The sequence below is a fragment of the Desulfoluna sp. HI9BLuna genome, assembly GCF_056829775.1.
This window is the reverse complement of the sequence record NZ_CP186555.1, coordinates 3,471,152-3,493,782: the sequence shown is the minus strand read 5'-3', so window position 1 is coordinate 3,493,782 and position 22,631 is coordinate 3,471,152. Positions and strand designations below refer to the sequence as shown.

The window sequence follows — 22,631 nt, the reverse complement described above, 5'->3', positions numbered from 1 at the left end:
ATTATACTTAAAATCCATGGGGAGGTCAAAAGCACACCCGGGAAAAAGCCCTGTTGCTTTCGGCCTGTGCCTTACCCCTTGACGGTGAGCACCCCCACGGCAAAAAGGACCAGGGCGGCCCCGGCCATCTGGACGGGGGTCAGGGCCTCTCCGATGAACACCCAGGAGATGAGCCCTGCAAAGATCGGCTCGGTGGTGGCCGTGATGGAGGCATTGACGGAACTGATCCCCCTCATGCCCGCCACATACAGAAGAAAGGGGGCCACGGTTCCGATCACCACCACGTAGAGACCCCAGAAGAGAAACGCAGGATCCGCGCACATGCCCACAAAGGAGAGGGGCGCAGACGCAAGGTTCCAGGTCACCGCCGCCACCAAAAAGGCGTGAAAGGTCACGGCCCTGGGATCGTAGCGCCCCACCAGCCCTTCCCCCAACAGGGTGTACACGGCAAAACTCACGGCCGAGGCCAGCCCGCTGCCCAGCCCCAGCAGGTCCAGCTCGGACAGGTCGAAATCATAGGCACCCGAAACGAAGTAGCACCCGAGGACGGTGACGGCAATGGCCGCCGCCGAGAGCAGGGTGGGCTTCTTGGACCCAAAGGTCAGGGACCAGAAAAAGATAAAGACCGGTGCCATGTACTGCATGAGAATCGCAACGGCCACATGGATACGGCTGATGGCAAACAGGTAGGTAAACTGCACCATGGCCATGCCCAGGAACCCCAGGGCCAGGATGCGCGGCAGGTCTCGCTTTTCCACGCGAAACAGGTCCGGCCGGGTCATGGCGATCCACAGGCCGATGAGCACCGCAGCCAGGGTGGCCCGCATCTGGACCAGGCCCGCAGGGGTCACCCCCATGAGAAACAGGTGTTTGGCCGCCGTCCCGGAGGAGGCCCACCCCAGGGCCGCCGTCAGGATCATCAGGGTCCCTCGGGCCTTCTGCGCAGGGGTCGTGGTGGGGGTGTCCGTCTCAGGTATCGCCATCGTTTCCTCTTATCTCCATACCGCAGGGTTCAAATCGCAACAAAAACGCCTGGTTTCTCAGAATAACGCATCCAGGCAACGACATTCGCCCATTTACCGAAGGTGCGTGCCGCCGCATGAGTTTTTGCACAAGCATCGATTATGGTGTATCATATTTTCATAAGTTTGTTCATCTGTGACGCCGCCCTCCCCACAGGGCGAGCCTTCCCGGCCTAACGCCAACCGCGTCACCGTTCCTACATAACAGATCTGGAGTGATCATGAATCGTGTCGCTATTTCCCTTGTCGTCATCACCGCATTGTCAGCAGCGCTTTACTTTGGGGCCAAACAGGCTCAGCGTTGGAAAAGCTCGTCGGTTCAGCAGGCCGTCGAACAGGAACAGGAGCGATGGATGGTTGATGTGGAGAAGCTCAAAGGGGAGGTCAAGGACCTGCGCGAAGAGCTTCACAGCGATACCACCATGGAGACCCATGAACAGAAGGTAAGCGAGGTCCTGGGGACCCCCGAGGGTATCGCCCCGTCCTCTTCCGGCGAGGCCGCCGGCTGTTCGGATTCGGAGAAACGGCTGATCTCCTTTTTTGATTACCTGGGGAAAAAATACCCCTCGGATCAAGCGCCCCAGGCCCGTTTTCAGAGCGCCCTCACCCGCCTGGCGAGCAACCCGCCGGAGATCGTGGAAAAAGACCTGGACACCCTGGCCCTTTTCCGAAACATCGCCCACCTCTACCGCACCCTGGGGGCCAAAGACATCATGGCCTTCAAAGGGTTTCTGGACAAAGAGCCCGATGCGGTGGAAGCGTTTCTCCCCGACCTCTACAAGGTCATGACGGACAGCACCTGCCACCAGGTGGTCCCCGCCGCCTGCACCCCCGAAGTGGAAACCCTCTACGCCACCTACTTTCTCCACACCCTGTCCGGCCGGAGCTACCTCCTCCGGCGGAGTTCCAGGTACCGGATCCTGGCCACATACTACGCCGTGCGTGTGCTTCACCGGGCCGACCAGTCCGGCACCAATATCTACGGCGTGGATGTCCCCCAGGCCTTGGAAGGGCTCCAGAGCGACATCGCTCTTTACAAAGGCCTTGCCAGGCAAAAAGAGTACCTGGCCACCCTTGAGGAGATCAGCGCCAGCTACCGCAACCGGTAGAGCAACCCATACCCGGGAAAACGGTCACACCCACAGATGCCGATTCCCCCCTTATGCAACATTCCAGCGGACCTGAGAAATCATGAGAGAGCTCCTGCGATATGAAACCAGGGGAATCCTGGTATCCAAATCCCTTGTGACCGTCTCCGACGGCGTCACCCTTACCCTGTTTGATTTTAAAACCGACTCGTGGGAGAACAAGCCGGTCCTCCTCTTTGTGGCGGGCTGGCTCTCGGCCCTGTCCGGATGGCACGAGGTGCTGGAGGAGATCACGCCCCACTACCGTGTCATCTACATGGAGTCCCGCGAAAAACGAAGCGCGCGTCTCCCCGCAGGCCCCCTTCCCCGCTTTGACATCGACCGGCTCGCCGACGACATCGGCGAGGTGGCGGCAGAGCTCGTCCCTTCCGGCACGCCCCTGTATGTGGCGGGAAGCTCCCTGGGCTCCACGGCCCTGGTCCGGGCCATGTCCGGCGGGAGGGTCTCCCCCAAAGGGGCCTTTCTCATCTCCCCGGTCACCGCCTTTGCCTTCCCCGCCTGGGGCAACTTCATCATCCGCTTCCTGCCCCCCTGCTTTTTCACCGTCATCCGCTACCTCATCGTCTGGTACCTGGTCAACTTCCGGGTGGACAAAAAAAAGGAGCCCGAACAGGCCCAAAAATACACCCGCACCGTCATGGACGCCGAGCCCATTCGCCTGAAGGCCAACGCCGGTGCCCTGAACGGCTACACCATATGGGACGACCTGCCCGGGGTCGCCACACCGGTGGTGGTCATCGGGGCGGCCTCCGACAAACTGCATGGGGTCGAGGAGATCACGAAGATGGCGGGCAGCATGCCCGAGGCAAGGGTGGAGGTGATGGAGAGCAACAAAGAGACCCACAGCGGACGCGCAGGGCGGTTCATCGCCGAGGGTATGGGAACAGGCCCGGAAGAAGAGGCAAGGGCCACGGCACCATAAAAAAAGGGGGACCTTGTCAAGTCCCCCTTTTCGCGGCATATCATAATGTGTATCAGGCTGCCGGAACCAACCGCGTATCTTGTCCGTAACGCTCAGCGGACAACCGGTTGCGCCTCGGCATACCGAGCCCCATCACATTCAGGCGTCGTCCTTCTTGTCCCCTTCGATCTTCTCGTTTTCGGTCTCGGAAACGGATTTCTTGAAGTTTCGGATGCCCTTCCCGATTCCTGAGCCGATCTCGGGAAGTCGTCCGGCGCCAAAAATGATGAGAATGATGATGAGGATGATGGTAAGTTCCATCGGACCAAGTCCAAACATCTGTTCCCCCTTCATGCAAAGGTCTGTGTGGGTTTTAGTATACATCACAGTTGTTCACGCGACCACCGAACATACCACCGGCTTCGGCAGGGTGTCAATCTTTATAACTGAAAAGGGATTCAATACATTATGAGCACATTTACCCCTCAGGGCAGGCCCCTTCTCATCGGGAGCCTCCCCCTGTCCGACCACCTCCGGGCCACGGAGCTCGTCCTCGCCCACACCCCCGAGATCCCCCTGTGGGTCCAGCTCCCATCAAACCCCAAAGAGGGAATGGTGGACCAGTTTCTTCCCGGGCTCCCCGGCCTCGTGGAAACCGAAGAGACCTCCTGGATCGACCCCACTTCCGAGGCCTTTGCCGAAGAGATGCTCGCCTTCTACGAAGCCTACCTCACCGTCAGCGAGGGGGGCGGCGACATCGAAGCGTCCCCCTTCGGCATCTCCAAAGAACGCGCCAAAGGCTTCTTCACCCTGACGGAAATGGCGCCAACGCTTTCAGCCCTTGCCCTCAAAGGCCAGATCACCGGACCGGTCACCTTCGGCACCGCTGTCAAGGACCAGGAAGACCGGGCCATTTTTTACGATGACCAGCTCCGGGACATCATGGTAAAGCACCTCACCATGAACGCCGCCTGGCAGGCCCGCATGCTCGGCAAATCCGGGGCCCTGCCCATCGTCTTCTTCGACGAACCGGCCCTGGCGGGCTTCGGTACCTCCGCCTACCTCACCATCACCGAAGAGCACGTCATCTCCGCCTTAAACGAAATGGCCGAGGCCGTCCACAAGGAAGGGGGGCTGGCCGGGGTCCATGTCTGCGCCAACACCCAGTGGACCCTCCTCTTCGACGCGGCCATCGACATCATCAGCTTCGACGCCTACAGCTACTTCGACAAGTTCATCCTCTTTGAGGCCCCCCTGAAAGCCTACCTGGACAGGGGCGGTATCATCGCCTGGGGCATCGTCCCCACCGGTGAAAAGGCAGACATCGAAAAGGAGACCGTGGAGAGCCTGTATGAAAAATGGGACGCCCAGATGCGCACCCTGGAAGCCAAAGGCTTTGACCGAAAGGCCCTGATAAACGCCACCCTCATCACCCCGAGCTGCGGCACCGGCTCCCTCTCCCTGGAGCTGGCCGAAAAGGTCCTTGCGTTGACCAAAGGCCTCTCGGACAAGGTGCGCGCCCAGGCATAAGGCGCCACAAGCCCTCAGGCTCCAGACCGTACGCGGCCCCTGCCCGGCAGGGGCCCCTGTTCCTCCCTTGGCCCGCCCTTCTTTTGACGGCCGTATAAAATCCTTCCCAAAAAGACAAACTCTCCCTTATAATGGGCGTTTGATGTCTCAATGGAGTAAAAAAATGCCCGTGCCAGGGGCCACCGAACGGCCCCATGCGGCTCGACGCATCCGCAGACCAACGACCGACGCTTCCACATAGAAGGGGCGACGTCACGATACAGGCAGATATCGGGACCAGGGTTCCACGGCAGTGAAAAGGCATGCCCCGGAGGCAGAACAGCGCTCCGTCTACGCCATGACCCACGACCCGACAAAACATTGATTGGAGGCACCGTTTCCTCCCCAAGCAAAGGAATCCCCCATGTCCTCACCTGAAAATGCCGCCGTATTCACCGGTGCAAAAAAGTACGTCCTGGATGACGAGCTGGCCAAGATCGTCAACATCTCCATGGCCCTTGAGATGCCCCTGCTCCTCAAAGGGGAGCCCGGCACCGGAAAGACCATGCTGGCCCACGCCATCAGCGAGAGCCTGCGCATGCCGCTGATCACCCTCAACGTCAAGTCCAGCATGAAGCTGGTGGAAGCCCTCTACCAGTACGACACCCTGACGCGCCTGAACGACAGCCGCTTCGGCGACTCCACCCGCAACGTCTCGGACATCGAAGAGTACATCGCCATGGGCAAAATCGGCCAGGCCTTCACCGCCGACAAGCGCGTGGTGCTCCTCATCGACGAGATCGACAAGGCCGACACCGATTTCCAGGATGACATGCTCGATGTCCTGGACCAGATGCAGTTTGATATCATGGAGATCGACAAGACCATCTCGGCCAGGACGCGTCCGGTGATCCTCATCACCTCCAACTCCAAGAAGGACCTCTCCGATCCCTTCCTCGGGCGCTGCAACTTCCACCACATCGCCTTCCCCGACCCCAAGGTGATGCGCCGCATCCTCCGCGTCCACTTCCCGGATATCAGCGACGATCTGGTGGAAAATGCCACCACCACCTTCTACAAACTCCGGGAGCTCGACGGCATCGAGAAAAAACCGGCCACCCGGGAACTCATCAACTGGATCCGTGCCCTCCAGGCTGACCCGGACTTCAAGGTCAAGCAACTGGCCAAAGGGGACATCCCCTTCCTCGGCGTGCTCTTCAAAAAGAGCCCGGACTACAGCCGGGCCGCCAATCAGGTGACGCGCAGGCGGATGTTTTAACATGGCATGAGCACCCCCTGATGACTTCGCAACAGCGATTTTCCCTAAGAAACGAAGGGAACATCGCTGCTGCAACCGGAACGTTTTTGCGGAGTTTTTTTTAAAAAGCGACCCGCCGGAGGCACCATGTTCATCGACTTTTTTTACAAACTCAAGGAGATCGGGGTTCCGGTGAGCCCCACCTCCTTTTTGCGGCTTCAGAAGGCTCTCTCGTCGGGGCTGGTGAACTCCGTGGACGATTTTTATACGGCCGCGCGCACCATCCTCATCAAGAGCGAGCGCTACTTTGATATCTACGATCAGGTCTTTGCCTGGTATTTCAAGGGAGTGGAAATCCCGGAGGACGAAGGGCTGGAGCTGGACGAGGTGGCCCGGGCCATGCTGGACGAGTGGCTCCAGAACCCCAAGGAGATGGCCGAGGCCCTGGGGATGGACGAAAACGAGCTCTCCAAATACACCCCGGAAGAGCTCATCGACTATTTCAAAAAACGCCTGGAAGACCAGAAAGAGCGCCACGACGGGGGCAACAAGTGGATCGGCACCGGGGGCTACTCACCCGTGGGCCACTCCGGGTACCACCCCGGCGGCATGCGGGTGGGAGGCGAATCGCGGAGCAAAAGCGCCGTAAAGGTGGCAGGGGAGCGCCGCTACAAGGACTACTCCGGCTACGGCCCCCTGACCCAGGCCCACATCGGCGAAGCCCTGAAACGCCTGAGGAACCTCATCCCGGCCGGACCCAAAGACCAGATCAACGTGGACGAGAGCATCTACCAGACCATGAAAAACGGGGGGGAGATCGAACTTGTCTTCGATCAGAGCCTGCGGGACCGCCTCAAGATCATCCTCATGATCGACAACGGCGGCTGGTCCATGGAACCCTACGTCAACGTGGTCCAGACCCTCTTTGACTACGCCCGGGCCCAGTTCAAGGACTTAAAGACCTATTTCTTCCACAACACCATCTACGACAGCGTCTGGCTTGATGCCAGCCGCTACCGGAAACCCAAATCCATCGACGAGTTTGCCACCATCGACCCGGACACCCGGCTCATCATCCTGGGGGATGCCTCCATGGCCCCCTACGAGCTCCTCTCACGGGACGGCTCCATCTATGTGCAGGACCGAAGCGGCAAGCCCAGTATCGAGCGGCTGAGGTTCCTCTCCGAAACCTTTCCCCACTGCGTCTGGCTCAACCCGGTCCAGGCCCACATGTGGGGCTATACCCGCACCATCCAGGCCATCGGACAGATCTTTCCCATGTACGAACTCTCCCTGGACGGCCTTGAAGGCGCCGTCACCCACCTCATGGAAAAATAAAAAAAGCATGCCTCCGGCGGGCAGGGGCTGAGCCCCAGGATCGCAAATGCTTCGGGGCTCGTTCCTCGCCCTACGCATTTGCTGACGGGCTACGCCCGTTTGTAAATGTGACGGGTTAGAGGATCGGTAATGATTCAGTTCAAAAAAACCTCCGGCGGCCCTGCCGGGGGCCAAACTTTTGAAAAGTTTGACAAACAGGTCTTAATAAAGTCATTCCAGGCTTCGCAGAAAGACATTCGTTATTTCTGCACCCGCCCTTTGTTTTGATCGCCCCGAAGGGCGATCAAAACAAAGGGCGGGTGTATTTGGAAAGTTTTTTGCGGAGCTTTTTTTCAAAAAAGCGACCCGCCGGAGGCAAGCTGAATAGTTACTATTATTTTAGGGATAGCCCTTATCGGTGTTTGGTCACGCCTATTTTCGGGCAGAGGTCGGCAACGGGGCAGGTGGAGCAAAAAGGAGAGATGGGGCGACAGAGCACCTGGCCGAAGGCCACGAGGATTTCGTTGTAGAGGATCCAGTGCTTTTTCGGGAGTTTTTTACGCAGAGCCATCTCGGTCTGGTCGGCGTTCTTGGTCTTGACGTAGCCGATGCGGTTGCTGATGCGGTGGACGTGGGTGTCCACGCAGATGGCCTCCATCTGGTAGCCTTCCACCAGAACGAGGTTGGCTGTTTTACGACCCACCCCGGGCAGGGTGAGGAGCTCGTCAAGGTCATCGGGGACCACGCCGTTGTATTTGTTCAGGATCATGGTGGAGATCTCCATGATTCGCTTGGACTTGGTGGGGTAAAACCCTACGGGATAGATGAGTTTGGCCACCTCCTCCTCGCCCAGGGCAGGAGGGTCTCCGGTGTGTTGGCAACGGCAAAAAGGCGCCGGGCCGCAGGGGCCGTCACCTCATCTTTGGTGCGCAACGACAAAAGAGTGGCGATGAGCACCTCAAAGGGGGTGGCGCCGATGCCCGCCATAAAGGTAATCACCGGTGCGTTCCACGCCTTGTAGGCGTCTTTCAAACGATCTACAAACTCATTGATATCCAAAGCCATGGGCCTTTCCTGCCTTTTGTTCGGGTCCTTGCCTGTCATTTTTTCATGGGCCAACCTTCCCGCCGCCACCCCACAAAGGCAACACTCGGGGTCGGGTTCCCACCATACACACAAACCGCCCTGCCTGCCAGTTGTCCCGGTAAAAATCCTTTTTTTGACCTGAGTCAAGGCCTTTGCGTGCCGGACCGGTATGATGAGCCTTCGCCCGACAAAACGGACCCAAAGCCCAAGGGAGGGATCATGGCAGACATCATGCCCAGTTTCATCACCGAGGTCACGCGCCGCTCCGGCACCGTGCCCACCCGCTGTTACAACTGCAGTGCCTGCACCGGCGGGTGCCAGTTTGCCCACATCATGGACAGAAAGCCCCATGAGATCATCCGTCTCGTGCAGCTCGGCCTGAAAGAGGAGGCCCTGACCGCCTCCGGGCCCTGGATCTGCGTGGGGTGCAACACCTGCAGCATGGAGTGCCCCAACGGCATCGACATCCCTGCGGTCATGGACACCCTCCGGGAGATGGCCATTGCCCGAGACAAGGTCCCCGACGAGGAGATCTACCATTTCCACCGGGAGATGCTGGGCTCGGTAAAGCGCCACGGCCGCACCCACAAACTGGAGATCATGATGCGCTACAAACTGGCCACCCGGGATTTTTTCAGCGACATGGACCTTGGTGTCCGCATGCTCACCCGACGAAAGCTCCACATCCTGCCCTCGCGGGTCAAGGCCCTGGGGGATATCCGAAACCTTTTCAAAAAAGCGGGGTAATGCCATGAAATGCGAAACGCGCCCCATGGAAGTCACCTGGTTTCCCGGCTGCTCCATGAAGACGTCGGCCATGGAAAACCATGAGTCCTTCAAGATATTCTGCGAGGCCATCGGCATCCGCCTGGTGGAACTTCCCGACTGGAACTGCTGCGGCAGCTCCTCAGCCCACAGCATCGACCGGGACCTGGCCTTTGACCTGGTGACACGAAACCTGGCCATGGCCCCGGCAGGCAGGCCCATTCTCACGGCCTGCCCCAGCTGCACCCTTCGCTTCAAGGAGGCCCACCACCACCTCACCGAGAGCGCCGATGCCCGCACCCGGTTCCACAGGCAGTGGGGAATCCCCTTTGACGAGTCCAAACAGGTCATGCACTTCTTCGAACTCATTGACGGCCTGGACATCTCGGCCTTTGTCCAGGGTGAAAAGCCCCTTTCAGGCCTCACCTACGCACCGTATTACGGCTGCATGCTGGCCCGTCCCCCGCAGCTCAGGCGCCAGAAAAATTTCCACGGCCTCATGGAGAAAATCCTCGGAACCTTAGGGGCCAGGGCCGTGACCTGGCAGGGCCAGAACAGGTGCTGCGGCACCTTTCTCTCCGTGGCCCGCCCCGATGCGGTCACCGAGGTGGTCAACGGCATTGTCCAAAGCGGCCAGAATGCCGGGGCCGAGTGCCTCATCACGGCCTGCGCCATGTGCCAGCTCAATCTGGAGATCCGCTGCGACCTGGGCCAGAGGCTCCCGGTGCTCCACTTCTCCGAAATCCTGACCCTGGCCCTGGGCAAGGGGAAGAACACGGACCAGTGGATCAAGCGGCACCTGGTGGACCCGGCCCCACTGCTGACCGCCAAGGGCCTGATTTAACGCCGGGCTCCGGAGCGCTGTGCCCTCCTTGTTTTTTTATGCGCCCCTTGATTCCACCAGCCATGCCATAGTATGGATGTTCCACGCTTAAAACATTGGTCATCACAAGGCACGGAGGGTTCAGATGATGGCGAGCCAGCACCACGAGGCGTCCCGGTTCTTTCTGGAACGTGAGAAGCACCTTGCGCGGATGGTCCGGAGGCGGGTTCCCCGGTACGGAGACAAGGTGGCTCTGAAAGACCGGGCCGACGGCCCCTGGACCCAGATCACCTGGAAGGAGATGGAACAGACGGCCGACGCCCTGGCCAGAGCCCTTCTGGCATGCGGCATCGGCCCCGGAGACCGGGTGGGTATCTTCTCCCAGAACCGCTCTGCCTGGACCCTGGCCGACCTGGCCATCCTCTCCATTCGCGGGGTCACCGTCCCGGTATATGCCTCCAACTCCACCGACGAAGCCGCCTACATCGTCAACGACGCCGGGATCCACTGCCTCTTTGTCAACGATCAGGAGCAGTACGACAAAGCCCTTGCCATGGCAGCCCGGGGAGCCCCCCTGAAACGGGTGGTGGCCTTCTCACCCGGGGTTTGTCTGAGCCCGGACATCGAAAGCCACAGCTTTGAAGATTTTCTAAATCTGGGGAAAGAAGAGCCGGGGCTCCAGCGAGCCCTTGAGCGCCATCTCTCCGAAGCAAGGGGAACCGATCTCTACACCATCATCTACACCTCCGGCACCACCAGCAGCCCCAAAGGCTCCATGCACACCCACGAAAGCATGCTCACCGGCCTCTACAGCACCGGCCACCCCTCTCCCATGACCGAAAAGGACGTCTCTTTAAGCTTTCTGCCCTTGAGCCACATCTTTGAACGGAGCTGGACCTGGTTTGCCCTCTGCCGGGGTGCCAGGAACGTCTACTGCCACGATCCCAACGACGTCCAAGAGTTCCTCACAGAAGCCAGGCCCCACTTCATGGTCAGCGCCCCCCGCGTCTGGGAAAAAATCCACAGCACGGCCATGGAGAAGCTGCACCGGGCCTCCCCTGTCCGGCAGGCCCTCTTTCGGTGGGCCCTGGGCATCGGCGGCAAACGAAACCACCTCAAAAACAGCGGAAGGTCCGTGGGCATGGCCTTGAGGATCAAGTATGTGCTGGCTGGATTTCTGGGGTTGGGAAGGCTCCGGTCCGTCACCGGAGGACGGGCACGGTTTATTCATGTGGGCGGGGCGCCCCTGAACCCCGAAATCGCCGATTTTTTCATCAGCGCGGGCATTCCCATGGGGCTGGGCTACGGCCTCACCGAGGTCTTTCCCTTGTGTGTCCGCTCCCTGGAAGACATGGCCCTTGAAACCAGCGGAGCCCCCATCCCCTTGATGGAACTGCGCACGGGCGCCCACGAAGAGATCCAGGCAAAGGGGCCCTGCGTGATGCAGGGATACTGGAACAGGCCCGAAGAGACGGCGCGGGCCTTCACCGAAGACGGGTGGTTCAAAACCGGAGACGTGGGGCGTATCACCCCCGAGGGCCATGTCTGCGTCACCGACCGCCTCAAGGAGATCATCATCACCTCCGGCGGCAAGAGCATCGCCCCCCAGGCCATTGAGTCCGCCCTGAAGGAAGATGTCTATGTGGAACAGGCCGTGGCCGTAGGCGACGGCAAGCCCTACGTTTCGGCCCTTGTGATCCCGGCGTTTCCCATTCTGGAGTCCCTGGCCGAGGTGATGGAGATTTCATGGGACGACCGGGAATCGCTGGTGACCCATCCGGAAATCGTCAGCTTTTACAAATACCGCATCGACCAGTACACCCAGCGGCTTGGCCGCGTGAAAAAAATCAAACGATTCACCCTGCTCCCCACCGAACTCACCCAGCGGGCCGGAGAGCTCACCCCCACCATGAAGGTAAAACGCCGCGTCATCAACGAGCGGTACGCCCAGGTCATCGAGTCGATGTATGCCTGACGGCACCGAACACGGCCGGATCTCCGGGACACCCCGCGCACCATAAGAAGACCGGGTGTCGTGCGGCCTCCTGTGCTCCGTCAGGGAGTGCCACCGGTCAGCACAAGGTACACAAACACCATCAGCACGGCCGCGCCAAACACCCCGGCCACCACCCACACGGTGCTCAAGGGGCTTCCGGTCCCCTGGTGGGCGTCGCGCTTCTTTTTCTTTCTGTACTCAGACAACTTCACAACTTTTTTCATCATCAGACGATCCTTCTCCGATAACATGAATTAGCCACACCCCCGCCGCACCAGCCCGCCCGATCCGTCCCACGACGCCTGACGCCATGCATGGCCCGTTTTCTCACACGGTGAGTGCCGACCACCGACGGCCCCTTTACCATAGTGATTTACAAGGAATGACGTTTTTTTTCCAGTCCCAGGTCTGCGATCCCGCCCCCGTGCCGTGGCACGTTCCCCGGTTGCACCCATCCGCCACCGGCGGAATGCACGCCCCTGCCTGGCAGCGGCAACTGTATCCTTTGGAACCACCCCCGCTGTATCCATGGATACTTTTTGACACACCCCTGTCCGGGAACCCAATATGCCGAAACAGCCCTCGCTCTTAAAAATAACAAAAGATCTTCGCCCGTTACTTTCTTATTTCAAAGTTTGGCACCGATCATGCATTTTTCTCACAGCGAAACGGAGCACAGGCAGAAGGCTCACCCCCCCTCGAGTCTCCTGCCGAACAACCGCCGGGGCTCTGCCCTCGTCACACCGCAATGGGTGGGGCCCCGGTTTCTTTTCGAACTTGCAAAAACCATAAAAGCACGATCTCCTACCTGCGGACGGGCTCTTCCGTCTGCCCCTGACTCAAACAACAGACCAACAGCGACACACACACATACTCCTCAACCAACCCGCTCCGGTGCGCCCCCCGCACCGGAGCCCCCCTTCCCCGGACCGTCCTTCCGTTCCCATTTCGCAATAAAAGTGATACAACGTCCCTGCTTCACAGGTTACACGGCCGTCACGGCCATCGGCAAGATGCGCCGGAGCCCGTCATCGTCGACCACGCCTCGCAAGACTTCTGCCTGTGACACGGAACCCGAACCGCAACCAACCTCCCTGGTGTTCGACGCTTTGCGAGGCCATCAGCCAAAGAAGGCGACCAATCATGAACGATCGGATTCACAATTTTAGTGCAGGGCCCTCGGCCCTTCCCACCGCCGTGATGCAGGAGATGCAGGAAGGCCTGCTGAGCTACCGGGGCAGCGGCATGTCCGTGATGGAGATGAGCCATCGGGGCGAACTTTTTATGGGGATCATCGAAGAAGCGCGCACGCGCATCAAGCGCCTGTACGGTCTGTCCGATGACTACGAGGTGCTGTTTGTCCACGGAGGCGCCAGCCTGCAGTTTGCCATGATTCCCATGAACTTCATCGGTGAAGGCCAGACCGCCGAGTACATCGAAACCGGTACCTGGTCCACCAAGGCCATTGCCGAGGCCCGCATCCAGAACAAAGGGGTCCGTGTGGCCGCCAGCTCCGGGGACCGCGAGTTCTGCTACATCCCCAAGGTTTCGGACATCTCTGCCGACGCCCCCTTTGTCCACATGACCACCAACAACACCGTCCGCGGCACCCAGTGGCACGACCTGCCCGACACCGGCGGCGTCCCCCTCATCGCGGACATGTCCTCGGACATCCTGAGCCGCCCCCTGGACGTCTCCCCCTTCGGCATGATCTACGGCGGCGCCCAGAAAAACATGGGCCCTTCGGGAACAGCGGTGGTGATCCTTCGCAGGGACATGGTGGAGAAGATTCCCCAGACCCTCCCCACCATGCTCTCCTACCGCACCTACGTGGATAAGGAGTCCATGTTCAACACCCCGGCCACCTTCCCCATCTACGCCATCTCTCTGGTGACCAAGTGGCTGGAAGAGACCATGGGCGGCCTGGCCGCTGTGGAGGCCGTTAACAAACGCAAGGCAGGTGCCCTCTACACCCTCATAGACGAAGACGACTTCTACTGCGGCACGGCCGACAAGGCGAGCCGCTCCCTGATGAACGTCACCTTCCGGCTGAAAGACCGTGAGCTGGAGCCCCTGTTTGTCGAACAGAGCCTGGCCTCGGGCCTTGCCGGCCTCAAAGGGCACAAGTCCGTGGGCGGTATCCGCGCCTCCATCTACAACGCCGTCTCCGAAGCCTCCGTGGCCGCCCTGTGCGAGTTCATGAACGACTTCAGGCGCAAACACCGCTAAGCACCGGGAAGCCGGAGGGCCACCCGGGCCTCCGGCGAAAACCCCTTGCAATGCAAGAGAGATCACCTCATTATCATATGACTGACCATGCCCTTGATTCGTGGAAAGACCAGGTTCCCCTGCTTTCCCAAAAACCCGTTGCCGATGTAGAGAAGGCGGTTTGCAGGCGGCGACGCCTTGCCTCGGTCTTTCCCGCCGAAGAGAACGTCTTTCGGGCCCTCTCCCTCACCCCCTTTGACCAGGTCAAGGTGGTGATCCTGGGTCAGGACCCCTACCACGGCAAGGGCCAGGCAGACGGGCTGGCCTTTTCCGTTCCCGACGGGGTCAGGATTCCCCCGTCGTTGCGCAACATTTTCAAAGAGGTGGCCCGGGATACCGGCCGCCCCCTTGACGAAGCCTCAAGTGACCTCTCCCGCTGGGCGCGACAGGGCGTTCTTCTCCTCAACGCGGTGCTCACCGTGGAAGAGGGCAAGGCCGCGTCCCACGCAAACCTGGGCTGGCAGGAGATCACCGACGGCCTGGTCCGCGCCCTGAGCGCCGGCCGGTCCGGCCTCGTTTTTCTGCTCTGGGGAGGCTACGCCCGGGGGAAAAAACACCTCATTGACGAGGCAAAGCACCGAATCCTGGAAGCGCCCCACCCCTCGCCCCTGTCGGCGCACCGGGGATTCATGGGCTGCGGTCACTTCAGCGAAGCCAACCGCTTTCTGGCAGAACAGGGAAAAACCCCTGTATCCTGGTAACCCCAGGCAGCCGGGAGGCTCCAGCACCGACACCAACAACGAAGAAAACCATATTAATGCAAATCCTTCGACCTTAGGAGAAAACACCATGCAGGATCTTACCGCAGTATTCAAGACCTCCAAAGGCGACATCCGCCTTGCCCTCTTTGCCGAGAAAACCCCCTACACCGTGGCCAACTTCGCCAACCTCGCCAAGCGCGGGTTCTACGACGGCCTCAACTTCCACCGCGTCATCAACGACTTCATGGTCCAGGGCGGCTGCCCCCTCGGCACCGGCACGGGCGGCCCCGGCTACCGCTTTGACGACGAGTTCGACAACAGCCTGCGCCACGAGCGCCCCGGTATCCTCTCCATGGCCAACGCGGGCCCCGGCACCAACGGCAGCCAGTTCTTCATCACCCACGTGCCCACCCCCTGGCTGGACGGCAAGCACTCCGTCTTCGGCAGCGTCATGGGCCAGGCCGATCAGGACGTGGTCAACAGCATCGTCATGGGCGATGAGATCACCTCCGTCACCATCGAAGGGGACACCGACGCCCTCTTTGAAAAGTGCGCGGACAAGCTCGCCGAGTGGAACAAAATCCTCGACAAAGAGTTCCCCGCCAAAGCATAGCCCCGCATAAAACATCGCCCCCGGCAGCCCTGCCGGGGGCAAACCCTTTCATTTGGACCGCGCCCATGAAGATTCTCCTTCTCTCCGACATCCACGGCCACACCGAACACCTTCCCAAACTTAAGGAAGCCATTGACCGGGCGGACCTCGTCTGCCTCTGCGGGGACCTCACCAGCTTTCAGGGCCCTGCCGCCGCCTTGCGGGTGGTCGCTGCCGTAAAAAAGCCCCTGGACCAAATTGTTGCGGTGTCGGGAAACTGCGATGAAAAAAACGTGGAAGAGGGCCTCATCAAAAAGGGGGTGGGAATCCATGGAAGGGTGCGGCAGGTGGACGGGGTCTCGCTTTTGGGGCTGGGGGGATCCCTCATCACCCCCTTCGGCACCCCCAACGAATACAGGGAAGAAGAGCTGGCATCGACGCTGGAGTATGCCATGGAAGGCGTTTCGGAAACAGGCCCCCTGGTCCTTATCTCCCACCAGCCGCCGTGGGAGTCCTGCGCAGACCGCCTGGCCTCGGGGGTTCACGCGGGCAGCCATGCCGTGGCGGCCTTCATCGACACCCACCGCCCCGTGGCCTGCCTCACCGGCCACATCCACGAATCCTGCGGCATCGAAAACCGAAACGGCACCCTCATCGTCAACCCCGGTGCCCTGGCCCAGGGCCGGTATGCCATGGTCTCCATAACAAAAAAGGGCGCCGAAGCAGAGCTCGGAACCCTTTCATAACACAAACGCCTGTGGCAGGCCTGGGAAACGAAGGCCGGAGACATGCGAGATCTTACAGCAGCTTGAGGGTGTACCCCAGCTGCAACCCGGCATCGGGGCTGTTGTCGAAGAAGAAGAGGTTTTCGATGATACCGAACTCCAGCACGCCCGGCCCCACCACCTTTTTAAAGCCCATGGTCAGCTCCACCACCGGCTCTTCCAGCTCCGGGTAGTCTGCCACTGCCGAGGCGTGGTTGAGGCTGAGGACCCAGGAGAAGGTATCGCTGGGCATGTACTCGAAGCTGTTCATGGTGGAGTACCTGAAGCGCTCCAGGTCGAGGTTCTCGTCCCCGTCCCGGGTGTAGACGGTTCCGCCGATCCCGTGATAACCGGCAAAGGAACCCCGACGCCAGCTCCAGATCCCCTGCAGGGTCACGTCCGTGCCGCTGTTCTCCTGGCTGTCGTAGATCCGTGAGGTGGGCAGCTTCACAATGGCCCGGGCCGTCAGCATGGGCCACTGGGAGACCAGCATGGAAGCGGAGAGCTGCACGTCACCGGTGATGACCCGGTTCAACTCATCGCTTTTGTCGTGGGCCACGTTGTTTTTGTCCACCGTGATGTAGTGGCTGGAGTCCCGGGGCCAGTCATCCCGATTGTGCTGTCCCACCCCGATCATGGAATGGAACCCCTCGATAAACCCGTCCAGCACCCCGCCCCCTTGAATGGCCACGGGAATTTCAAAGCCCAGGGTCATGCGGTCTCCGACCCGGTAAAGGACCGATGGCACAAAGGCCAGGGTCTCCACGTCAAAGAGAAAACTCCCGTGTTTGAGCTCGTCGGTGTCCTTGAAATCGACCCAGTCAACGGATCGGTCCGACTCCACATGATACACCCAGGTATTGAGCCAGCGCACGTCCATTCCCACCTCAACGCGCCCGGGCATGGAATCGGTAAAAGGGCTGGCAAAGGCAGGAACTGTCCGGAAAAATTCACCGGCCCCCAAGGCGGGGACGCGGAAAGGCCCCAGACCGGCTGAGGCAATGGAAGGGGACAACATCTGACAAACAAACAACACAGGTACCACACAAAACAACATCCATCGGCAACGCATCAAACACCTCATACCAACTTAAAAACCTCACGGCCCGGCACACCTTAAGGCGCACATTTCCGTTTTTGCCGGAGCCTTTATCTCCCCCCCGTAAATCCTTGCATGCCCCCCTCCTTAGCACAGAGGCACATGAAAAAATACAGGCAAATAGCTACCTGTTCTTATCCATAGAAACATTTTCATTGCGGGGCACGCCTTTTTCTGATTATAGTCTGGCGACACCGACCCCGAAGATGAAACGCCGCCACCGAAAAACCTGCCGGTTTCACGCGGGTCCGTCCCTGCTCACCCCCTGTATCCAAGGAGACATAAAAAAATGAAACGCCTTACTATATTGACGGCAGCCCTGGCGTGCCTCTTCCTCACCACCGCCCCGGCCCTGGCAAAAAAACCCGTGGTTATCGGAATCTCGAAAATCGTGGCCCACCCGGCCCTGGACGCCCTTGAAAAAGGGGTCATGGACGGCATCACCGAGCGGTTCCCGAGGGCCGTCTTCGACCTGCAGAACGCCAATGGCGAGCTCTCCACCGCCGCCTCCATCGCCCAGAAATTCAAGGCAGAAAAAGTGGACATCTCCGTGGGCATCGCCACCCCCACGGCCCAGGCCCTGGTGAACACCATCAAAAACCACCCGGTGATCTACTGCGCCGTCACCGACCCCGTGGACGCGGGGCTCATCCGCTCCTTCGACCAGGGTGAAAAGAACATCGCCGGTGTCTCGGACCTCACCCCGGTGAAAGAGCAGATCGCCTTTCTGGCAAAGGTGAAAAAAATAAAAACCCTGGGCCACATCTATTCCAGCAGCGAGGCCAACGCCGTGCGCCTGGCCGAGCTGGCCGAAGAGGCCTGCAGGGAACTGGGCATCGCCTTTGTCCCGGCCACGGTGAGCAACTCCGCTGAAGTAAAACAGGCCATCCAGACCATCATCCGGCGCGTGGACGGCATCTACATCAGCAACGACAACACCGTGGTCTCGGCCCTGTCCGCCATCACCGATGTGGCGGCAAAGCACAACAAGCCGGTCATGAGTGCCGACCCCAGCTCCGCCGAGACCATCCCGGTCCTGGCCGCCTGGGGCTTTGATTACTACAAAATGGGTCGCCGCACCGGCCGCCTCACGGCTGACATCCTCTCAGGCACCAAGCCCGAAACCGTCCCCACCATTTTCATGACCGACCCCTCGGACATCGACCTGCTCCTGAACCTCGACGTGGCCGAAGCCCTGGGCCTCTCCTTCCCAGAAGAAGCCGTGAAAAACGCGGCCACCCTCATCAAGGACGGCAAGGTCATCAAACAATAAACAAGGCAACATTTTTGGTAACTATTCAGCTCATAAAACAGCCTCCGGCGGCAAGGTGTGCCACCTTGAAAGCAGGTTGCGGATGCGTTTTGCCCCTCGTTCCTCGGGTCAAATCACATCCGCCTTTGAAATAAAACTCACCCAAAAAGATTTTTTAAAACCTGTTTGTTAAACTCGCCTTTATAAAATCAGGCAAACGTTTAGCCCCCGGCAGGGCCGCCGGAGGCAAAGATGAGCTGAATCGTTACACCAAACCACACGCAACTGGATAGACGAGATGATTGAAGGTATTTTTGTTGAGGGCCTGATCTACGGGATCATGGCCCTCGGTGTTTTTTTTACGTTCCGGATCCTGGATTTTCCGGATCTTACGGTGGACGGCTCCTTTCCCCTGGGCGCTGTGATCATGGCCATGTCCATCCAAAAGGGAATCTGCCTGTCGGCGGGGATCCTCCTGGCCTTTTCCGGCGGGGTGGCCGCAGGGGCCGTAACGGCCCTCATCCACAACAAGCTCAAGGTGCCCCACCTTCTGGCGGGGATCCTCACCATGACCATGCTCTACTCGGTGAACATCCGCATCCTGGGCAACCGGGCCAACCTGCCCCTCATGCGCAAGGAGACCCTCCTCACCAAAGCCACGGCCCTTACCCAGGGTACCCTCTCCGAGGCGTGGACCCTGCTCCTCTTTTTCGTGCTGGTGGTCCTGATCATCAAGGTGCTTTTGGACCTCTTCTTCCTCACGGACATGGGCCTCACCTTCGGGGCCATGGGGGGCAATCCGCAGATGGTCATCTCCCAGGGGGTCAACCCCGCCACCTACAAGGTCATCGGCGTGGGGCTCTCCAACGGCCTTGTGGCCCTGTCCGGTGCCTTTGCCGCCCAGTACCAGGGATTTGCCGACGTCAACCTGGGCCAGGGGATCGTGGTCTCGGGCCTGGCCTCGGTGATGCTCGGGGAATTTCTCATCCGCTCCAACCGCATCTCCATGCTCACCCTGCGGGTGGTCATCGGCGCCATCTTTTACAAGGCCATCATGTTCCTGGGGCGCTATTACGGTTACACCATCCACCTCACCCCCAACGACCTGAAGCTTGTCTCCGGCGTCCTCATTATCGGCGCCCTTGTGATTACCCAGATGAAAAAACCGGCAAAGGGGGCCAGATGATCTCCGTAGAAAACGCCACCCTCACCTTCAACGCCGGAACGCCCAACGAAAACCGGGTCTTTGACGCCCTCAACCTCTCGGTGGACAAGGGGGACTTTGTCACCGTCATCGGCAGCAACGGGGCGGGAAAAAGCACCCTGTTCAACCTCCTGGCCGGAACCGTGACCCCGGACGCCGGTCGCATCGTCTTAAGCGGCAAAGATGTCACCAAGGCACCGGAATACGTCCGCGCCAGGACCATCGGCCGCATTTTCCAGGATCCCCTGGCCGGCACCGCCTCCAACATGACCTTGGAAGACAACATGATGGTCTGCCTCAAAAAAGGGTTCAAGGGACTCCGCATCAGCCTCAACCGGGGGCGACGAGAGTTCTTCAGGGAGCAGCTCCGCTTCCTCGACATGGGCCTTGAGGACCGTTTGAAAGATAACGTGGGGCTCCTCTCCGGCGGCCAGCGCCAGGCCCTGACCCTTCTCATGATGGTCCTTTCGCGTCCCGAACTGGTCCTTTTAGACGAACACACCGCAGCCCTGGATCCCCGCAATGCCGACATCGTCCTTTCACTCACCACCCATTTTGTGAAAGAATACGGTCTCACCACCATGATGGTGACCCACAACATGCAGCAGGCCATCAACCTGGGCAACCGACTCCTCATGATGGACGCAGGGGACGTTGTTCTGGACATTCGCGGTGAGGAGAAAAAAGACCTCACCGTGGACAAGCTGGTGGCCATGTTCTCTGAAGTCCGAAACAAAACATTCACAAGTGACGAAGCCCTTTTGTCCCGCTAACAGCACAAACGGAGCCCACACATGACCTCACTCGGACGCGTTTTCCTATCCCTTGCCGCCCTGCTCGTGTTCACCCTGCCCGCCCACGCATTTGACGGCGCGGACTATCTGCTGGGAAGCGACGACACCGACCGCACCCACAAGCTGGCCATCGGGATGCGGGTACACGACGAGATCAAAGCCATCCCGGAGCTTCCCCATGACCAGGGGGACCTGAGCTGGCTCCTCGCCTATGAGTATCACTCCAACGTCGCCTACTGGCAGCTCGCCCTGGGCTACACCCCGGAGAGCAACACGGACAGGGACGCCGAGGTCTTCACCCCCCAGGTGAACCTGATCTTCAAAGAGAGCATCTACCGGCTGGGGCTGGGGGCCTTGACAAGTTACGTGGATGAAGACGGAGAGACCGACTGGACCGACGTGTACTGGCAGGCCATCGCGGGCATCGAAATCTCCCTGGGCACGCACGCTTCCATTGGCCTTTTCGGCTGCTACGTCTTCAACAAGTGGGAGGACATCACCGACTCCGGCGACAACGGCCTGGCAGGCAACCTCCTTCTCTCCTGGGCTTTTTAAAAAAGCAGGCCTCCGGCGACGATTTGCCCCTGGTTCCCAAGGGCAAATCGCCGGTGCCTCTCCAGCCCCCCTCCTTTCCTGACCTAAGTCAATGACAGAAGCCCCCACTGTGTTAAAAAACGACATCAACAACATGACGCCACATTCGGCCACCTGTTCCATCCACCCTGTATCCCCGGGCAAGGAGGGATAAACGCGGATGTAACAGGTCCATGGGTTGCCCCGAGATGTCGCCATCCCGACAGCCCCTTTTGCCTGAGATGTGCTATACACCCTCTACGTGCCACCGCCTTCAAAGGGTGCTTGATTGTCCCGGGATCCCCCGGCACCATCTGCACCCGGCCGGGGCCGATTCACAAAAGAACCGATCAACCCGAGGTAACCAGGTCCATGTTCAGCCGCATTTCCCCCCGTCGTATGTCCCAGCTTTTTTTTCTGTCCCTTACCCTTTTTATCGGATGGCGCTTTGCCCTCTGGGCATCATCCCTTGCCCAGGGCAAGATCCCGTCCGTCACCCGGCCTCCGGCGGTGGACGCCTTTCTTCCCATCAGCGGCCTGCTGAACCTCAAGTACACCCTGGCCACGGGCACCATCCACGGGGCCCATCCGGCGGCCCTGCTCCTCTTCCTTGCCGTATGTGCCTCGGCACTGCTCGTAAAAAAAGGCTTCTGCAGCTTTGTCTGCCCCGTGGGCTTTGCAGGGGAGATGGCAAGCAAGCTCGGCCAAAGGACAGGACTTGCCCGGCCCCTGCCCAGGTTCCTTGACATCCCCTTGCGGGGCATCAAGTACCTCCTCCTCGGTTTTTTCCTCTGGACCATCCTCGTCAAAATGCCCGTGCCCGCCATCCGCGGCTTTCTCTCGGGCAGCACCAACCTCACCGCCGATATTCGCATGTTCCGGTTTTTCGCCCACCCATCCACGGGCTCGCTGGTCACCCTGGGCCTGTTCCTTGTGCTACCCGCCCTGATCAAAAACGGCTGGTGCCGCTACCTCTGCCCTTACGGGGCCCTCCTTGGCCTCCTCAGCGTCTTCAGCATCCTGAAGATCCACCGCAGCGAAAGCGCCTGCACCCATTGCGGACGATGTGCAAAGGCCTGCCCCTCTTCCCTTGCCGTGGATCAAAAAAAGGTGATGCTCTCCGACGAATGCACCGGCTGTCTTACCTGCGTGACGAGCTGCCCGGAAAAAGAGGCCCTTCGCCTCTCCACCTCCCCATCAGGCACGCCCTGGTCCCCAAAGGCAGTTGCCCTTCTCATGGTGCTGCTCTTTTTCCTCACCGCAGGGGCAGGCCGCCTCTCCGGCAACTGGAAAAGCCACACCTCCGACAGAACGCTCAGGATGGAGGTCATGAAAATGAACATGCCCGAGAGGCGGATGTAAGCGGTACAGAAAAAGCCTCCGGCGGCCCTGTCGGAGGCCAAACTTTTGCCAATTTTATGCGTTGGGTTTGACAAACAGGTTTTCAGGAAATTCTATCTCTGCTCTGCAAAAACCAATTTCGACATGTGCATTCAGAAACATCGTAGCCTGTTACTTCGAAGCCAGTGAACCAGCCCGCACATACCATCAGCGTTTAT

The 22,631-nt window shown here is 59.8% G+C and carries 23 protein-coding genes; 17 read left to right on the top strand and 6 right to left on the bottom strand.

The annotated features are described in order from the left end of the window. Nucleotides 1-71: 71 nt before the first annotated feature. The gene (locus ACOYW0_RS14185; protein WP_482414516.1) at nt 72-983 is read right to left on the bottom strand and encodes an EamA family transporter; all 912 of its coding nucleotides are present in this window, start codon (nt 981-983) and stop codon (nt 72-74) included. 260 nt (nt 984-1,243) lie between these two features. Between ACOYW0_RS14185 and ACOYW0_RS14180 the strand changes: the two genes are divergently transcribed. Together ACOYW0_RS14180 and ACOYW0_RS14175 are read left to right on the top strand one after the other, a co-directional pair. Next, complete coding sequence (locus ACOYW0_RS14180) at nt 1,244-2,131, top strand: hypothetical protein (RefSeq protein ID WP_482414515.1); 888 nt, start codon at nt 1,244-1,246, stop codon at nt 2,129-2,131. Between the two features lie 82 nt (nt 2,132-2,213). Continuing rightward, nucleotides 2,214-3,092 carry an alpha/beta fold hydrolase gene (locus ACOYW0_RS14175; protein ID WP_482414514.1) on the top strand — a complete coding sequence of 293 codons (879 nt, stop codon included), beginning with the start codon at nt 2,214-2,216 and terminating at the stop codon, nt 3,090-3,092. A 138-nt stretch (nt 3,093-3,230) separates the two neighbouring features. On the opposite strand, the gene tatA is transcribed toward ACOYW0_RS14175, so the two are convergent. Continuing rightward, nucleotides 3,231-3,410 (bottom strand): twin-arginine translocase TatA/TatE family subunit, encoded by a 180-nt coding sequence (gene tatA, locus ACOYW0_RS14170; RefSeq protein ID WP_092209519.1) that lies wholly within the window; start codon nt 3,408-3,410, stop codon nt 3,231-3,233. A gap of 129 nt (nt 3,411-3,539) precedes the next feature. Here tatA and ACOYW0_RS14165 point away from each other — a divergent pair, with 129 nt between their 5' ends. The 3 genes from ACOYW0_RS14165 (at nt 3,540) to ACOYW0_RS14155 (ending at nt 7,176) form a co-directional block, all read left to right on the top strand. Then, entirely contained in the window at nt 3,540-4,601 is a 1,062-nt protein-coding gene (locus tag ACOYW0_RS14165; RefSeq protein ID WP_482414513.1) for a uroporphyrinogen decarboxylase/cobalamine-independent methonine synthase family protein, read from the top strand. A gap of 403 nt (nt 4,602-5,004) precedes the next feature. Next, nucleotides 5,005-5,859 carry an AAA family ATPase gene (locus tag ACOYW0_RS14160; protein ID WP_482414512.1) on the top strand — a complete coding sequence of 285 codons (855 nt, stop codon included), beginning with the start codon at nt 5,005-5,007 and terminating at the stop codon, nt 5,857-5,859. A gap of 126 nt (nt 5,860-5,985) precedes the next feature. After that, entirely contained in the window at nt 5,986-7,176 is a 1,191-nt protein-coding gene (locus ACOYW0_RS14155; RefSeq protein WP_482414511.1) for a vWA domain-containing protein, read from the top strand. Nucleotides 7,177-7,567: 391 nt separating this feature from the next. Here ACOYW0_RS14155 and ACOYW0_RS14150 read toward each other — a convergent pair whose 3' ends face one another. Next, nucleotides 7,568-7,993 (bottom strand): endonuclease III domain-containing protein, encoded by a 426-nt coding sequence (locus ACOYW0_RS14150; protein WP_482414510.1) that lies wholly within the window; start codon nt 7,991-7,993, stop codon nt 7,568-7,570. After that, nucleotides 7,969-8,220, bottom strand: coding sequence for a hypothetical protein (locus ACOYW0_RS14145; RefSeq protein ID WP_482414509.1), 252 nt, complete (start codon nt 8,218-8,220; stop codon nt 7,969-7,971). The genes ACOYW0_RS14150 and ACOYW0_RS14145 overlap by 25 nt, the downstream gene beginning before the upstream one ends. A 240-nt stretch (nt 8,221-8,460) precedes the next feature. Between ACOYW0_RS14145 and ACOYW0_RS14140 the strand changes: the two genes are divergently transcribed. From ACOYW0_RS14140 to ACOYW0_RS14130, 3 genes are all read left to right on the top strand, one after another. After that, nucleotides 8,461-8,988: a 4Fe-4S dicluster domain-containing protein gene (locus tag ACOYW0_RS14140; RefSeq protein WP_180137398.1), complete on the top strand. Its 528-nt coding sequence runs from the start codon at nt 8,461-8,463 to the stop codon at nt 8,986-8,988. Nucleotides 8,989-8,992: 4 nt separating this feature from the next. Continuing rightward, entirely contained in the window at nt 8,993-9,850 is an 858-nt protein-coding gene (locus ACOYW0_RS14135) for a CoB--CoM heterodisulfide reductase iron-sulfur subunit B family protein (RefSeq protein WP_180137399.1), read from the top strand. A gap of 124 nt (nt 9,851-9,974) precedes the next feature. Next, nucleotides 9,975-11,804 carry an AMP-dependent synthetase/ligase gene (locus ACOYW0_RS14130; RefSeq protein ID WP_482414508.1) on the top strand — a complete coding sequence of 610 codons (1,830 nt, stop codon included), beginning with the start codon at nt 9,975-9,977 and terminating at the stop codon, nt 11,802-11,804. A gap of 80 nt (nt 11,805-11,884) precedes the next feature. Here the strand turns inward: ACOYW0_RS14130 and ACOYW0_RS14125 are convergent, their stop codons facing one another. Continuing rightward, nucleotides 11,885-12,052, bottom strand: coding sequence for a hypothetical protein (locus tag ACOYW0_RS14125; protein WP_482414507.1), 168 nt, complete (start codon nt 12,050-12,052; stop codon nt 11,885-11,887). A 916-nt stretch (nt 12,053-12,968) separates the two neighbouring features. On the opposite strand from ACOYW0_RS14125, the gene serC reads away from it, so the two are divergent. The 4 genes from serC to ACOYW0_RS14105 all read left to right on the top strand — a co-directional run bounded on the left by serC (nt 12,969) and on the right by ACOYW0_RS14105 (nt 16,132). Next, a complete protein-coding gene (gene serC / locus ACOYW0_RS14120) occupies nt 12,969-14,054 on the top strand; it encodes a 3-phosphoserine/phosphohydroxythreonine transaminase (protein ID WP_482414506.1) in 1,086 nt (361 codons plus the stop codon). Between the two features lie 77 nt (nt 14,055-14,131). Continuing rightward, on the top strand, nt 14,132-14,794 hold the full coding sequence (gene ung / locus ACOYW0_RS14115; RefSeq protein WP_482414505.1) for a uracil-DNA glycosylase: 663 nt from the start codon (nt 14,132-14,134) through the stop codon (nt 14,792-14,794). Nucleotides 14,795-14,882: 88 nt separating this feature from the next. Beyond that, nucleotides 14,883-15,407: a peptidylprolyl isomerase gene (locus ACOYW0_RS14110; RefSeq protein WP_482414504.1), complete on the top strand. Its 525-nt coding sequence runs from the start codon at nt 14,883-14,885 to the stop codon at nt 15,405-15,407. Nucleotides 15,408-15,472: 65 nt separating this feature from the next. Continuing rightward, nucleotides 15,473-16,132, top strand: coding sequence for a metallophosphoesterase family protein (locus tag ACOYW0_RS14105; protein ID WP_482414503.1), 660 nt, complete (start codon nt 15,473-15,475; stop codon nt 16,130-16,132). Between the two features lie 52 nt (nt 16,133-16,184). Here ACOYW0_RS14105 and ACOYW0_RS14100 read toward each other — a convergent pair whose 3' ends face one another. Next, entirely contained in the window at nt 16,185-17,207 is a 1,023-nt protein-coding gene (locus ACOYW0_RS14100; RefSeq protein ID WP_482418835.1) for a DUF3187 family protein, read from the bottom strand. A gap of 331 nt (nt 17,208-17,538) precedes the next feature. On the opposite strand from ACOYW0_RS14100, the gene ACOYW0_RS14095 reads away from it, so the two are divergent. The 5 genes from ACOYW0_RS14095 to ACOYW0_RS14075 all read left to right on the top strand — a co-directional run bounded on the left by ACOYW0_RS14095 (nt 17,539) and on the right by ACOYW0_RS14075 (nt 22,434). Beyond that, nucleotides 17,539-18,522: an ABC transporter substrate-binding protein gene (locus tag ACOYW0_RS14095; protein ID WP_482414502.1), complete on the top strand. Its 984-nt coding sequence runs from the start codon at nt 17,539-17,541 to the stop codon at nt 18,520-18,522. 277 nt (nt 18,523-18,799) lie between these two features. Continuing rightward, nucleotides 18,800-19,687, top strand: coding sequence for an ABC transporter permease (locus ACOYW0_RS14090; RefSeq protein WP_482414501.1), 888 nt, complete (start codon nt 18,800-18,802; stop codon nt 19,685-19,687). Continuing rightward, a complete protein-coding gene (locus ACOYW0_RS14085; RefSeq protein ID WP_482414500.1) occupies nt 19,684-20,478 on the top strand; it encodes an ABC transporter ATP-binding protein in 795 nt (264 codons plus the stop codon). Before ACOYW0_RS14090 ends, ACOYW0_RS14085 begins: the two co-directional genes overlap by 4 nt. 21 nt (nt 20,479-20,499) lie before the next feature. Further along, complete coding sequence (locus ACOYW0_RS14080) at nt 20,500-21,054, top strand: hypothetical protein (RefSeq protein WP_482414499.1); 555 nt, start codon at nt 20,500-20,502, stop codon at nt 21,052-21,054. A 390-nt stretch (nt 21,055-21,444) separates the two neighbouring features. Continuing rightward, nucleotides 21,445-22,434 (top strand): 4Fe-4S binding protein, encoded by a 990-nt coding sequence (locus ACOYW0_RS14075; RefSeq protein ID WP_482414498.1) that lies wholly within the window; start codon nt 21,445-21,447, stop codon nt 22,432-22,434. Nucleotides 22,435-22,631 lie beyond the last annotated feature (197 nt).

What these genes read in the sequence shown, in the direction of transcription:
- ACOYW0_RS14185 (WP_482414516.1), bottom strand. Translation starts at nt 983, where the DNA reads ATGGCGATACCTGAGACGGACACCCCCACCACGACCCCTGCGCAGAAG.
- ACOYW0_RS14180 (WP_482414515.1), top strand. Translation starts at nt 1,244, where the DNA reads ATGAATCGTGTCGCTATTTCCCTTGTCGTCATCACCGCATTGTCAGCA.
- ACOYW0_RS14175 (WP_482414514.1), top strand. Translation starts at nt 2,214, where the DNA reads ATGAGAGAGCTCCTGCGATATGAAACCAGGGGAATCCTGGTATCCAAA.
- tatA (WP_092209519.1), bottom strand. Translation starts at nt 3,410, where the DNA reads ATGTTTGGACTTGGTCCGATGGAACTTACCATCATCCTCATCATCATT.
- ACOYW0_RS14165 (WP_482414513.1), top strand. Translation starts at nt 3,540, where the DNA reads ATGAGCACATTTACCCCTCAGGGCAGGCCCCTTCTCATCGGGAGCCTC.
- ACOYW0_RS14160 (WP_482414512.1), top strand. Translation starts at nt 5,005, where the DNA reads ATGTCCTCACCTGAAAATGCCGCCGTATTCACCGGTGCAAAAAAGTAC.
- ACOYW0_RS14155 (WP_482414511.1), top strand. Translation starts at nt 5,986, where the DNA reads ATGTTCATCGACTTTTTTTACAAACTCAAGGAGATCGGGGTTCCGGTG.
- ACOYW0_RS14145 (WP_482414509.1), bottom strand. Translation starts at nt 8,220, where the DNA reads ATGGCTTTGGATATCAATGAGTTTGTAGATCGTTTGAAAGACGCCTAC.
- ACOYW0_RS14140 (WP_180137398.1), top strand. Translation starts at nt 8,461, where the DNA reads ATGGCAGACATCATGCCCAGTTTCATCACCGAGGTCACGCGCCGCTCC.
- ACOYW0_RS14135 (WP_180137399.1), top strand. Translation starts at nt 8,993, where the DNA reads ATGAAATGCGAAACGCGCCCCATGGAAGTCACCTGGTTTCCCGGCTGC.
- ACOYW0_RS14130 (WP_482414508.1), top strand. Translation starts at nt 9,975, where the DNA reads ATGATGGCGAGCCAGCACCACGAGGCGTCCCGGTTCTTTCTGGAACGT.
- ACOYW0_RS14125 (WP_482414507.1), bottom strand. Translation starts at nt 12,052, where the DNA reads ATGATGAAAAAAGTTGTGAAGTTGTCTGAGTACAGAAAGAAAAAGAAG.
- serC (WP_482414506.1), top strand. Translation starts at nt 12,969, where the DNA reads ATGAACGATCGGATTCACAATTTTAGTGCAGGGCCCTCGGCCCTTCCC.
- ung (WP_482414505.1), top strand. Translation starts at nt 14,132, where the DNA reads ATGACTGACCATGCCCTTGATTCGTGGAAAGACCAGGTTCCCCTGCTT.
- ACOYW0_RS14110 (WP_482414504.1), top strand. Translation starts at nt 14,883, where the DNA reads ATGCAGGATCTTACCGCAGTATTCAAGACCTCCAAAGGCGACATCCGC.
- ACOYW0_RS14105 (WP_482414503.1), top strand. Translation starts at nt 15,473, where the DNA reads ATGAAGATTCTCCTTCTCTCCGACATCCACGGCCACACCGAACACCTT.
- ACOYW0_RS14100 (WP_482418835.1), bottom strand. Translation starts at nt 17,207, where the DNA reads ATGTTGTTTTGTGTGGTACCTGTGTTGTTTGTTTGTCAGATGTTGTCC.
- ACOYW0_RS14095 (WP_482414502.1), top strand. Translation starts at nt 17,539, where the DNA reads ATGAAACGCCTTACTATATTGACGGCAGCCCTGGCGTGCCTCTTCCTC.
- ACOYW0_RS14090 (WP_482414501.1), top strand. Translation starts at nt 18,800, where the DNA reads ATGATTGAAGGTATTTTTGTTGAGGGCCTGATCTACGGGATCATGGCC.
- ACOYW0_RS14085 (WP_482414500.1), top strand. Translation starts at nt 19,684, where the DNA reads ATGATCTCCGTAGAAAACGCCACCCTCACCTTCAACGCCGGAACGCCC.
- ACOYW0_RS14080 (WP_482414499.1), top strand. Translation starts at nt 20,500, where the DNA reads ATGACCTCACTCGGACGCGTTTTCCTATCCCTTGCCGCCCTGCTCGTG.
- ACOYW0_RS14075 (WP_482414498.1), top strand. Translation starts at nt 21,445, where the DNA reads ATGTTCAGCCGCATTTCCCCCCGTCGTATGTCCCAGCTTTTTTTTCTG.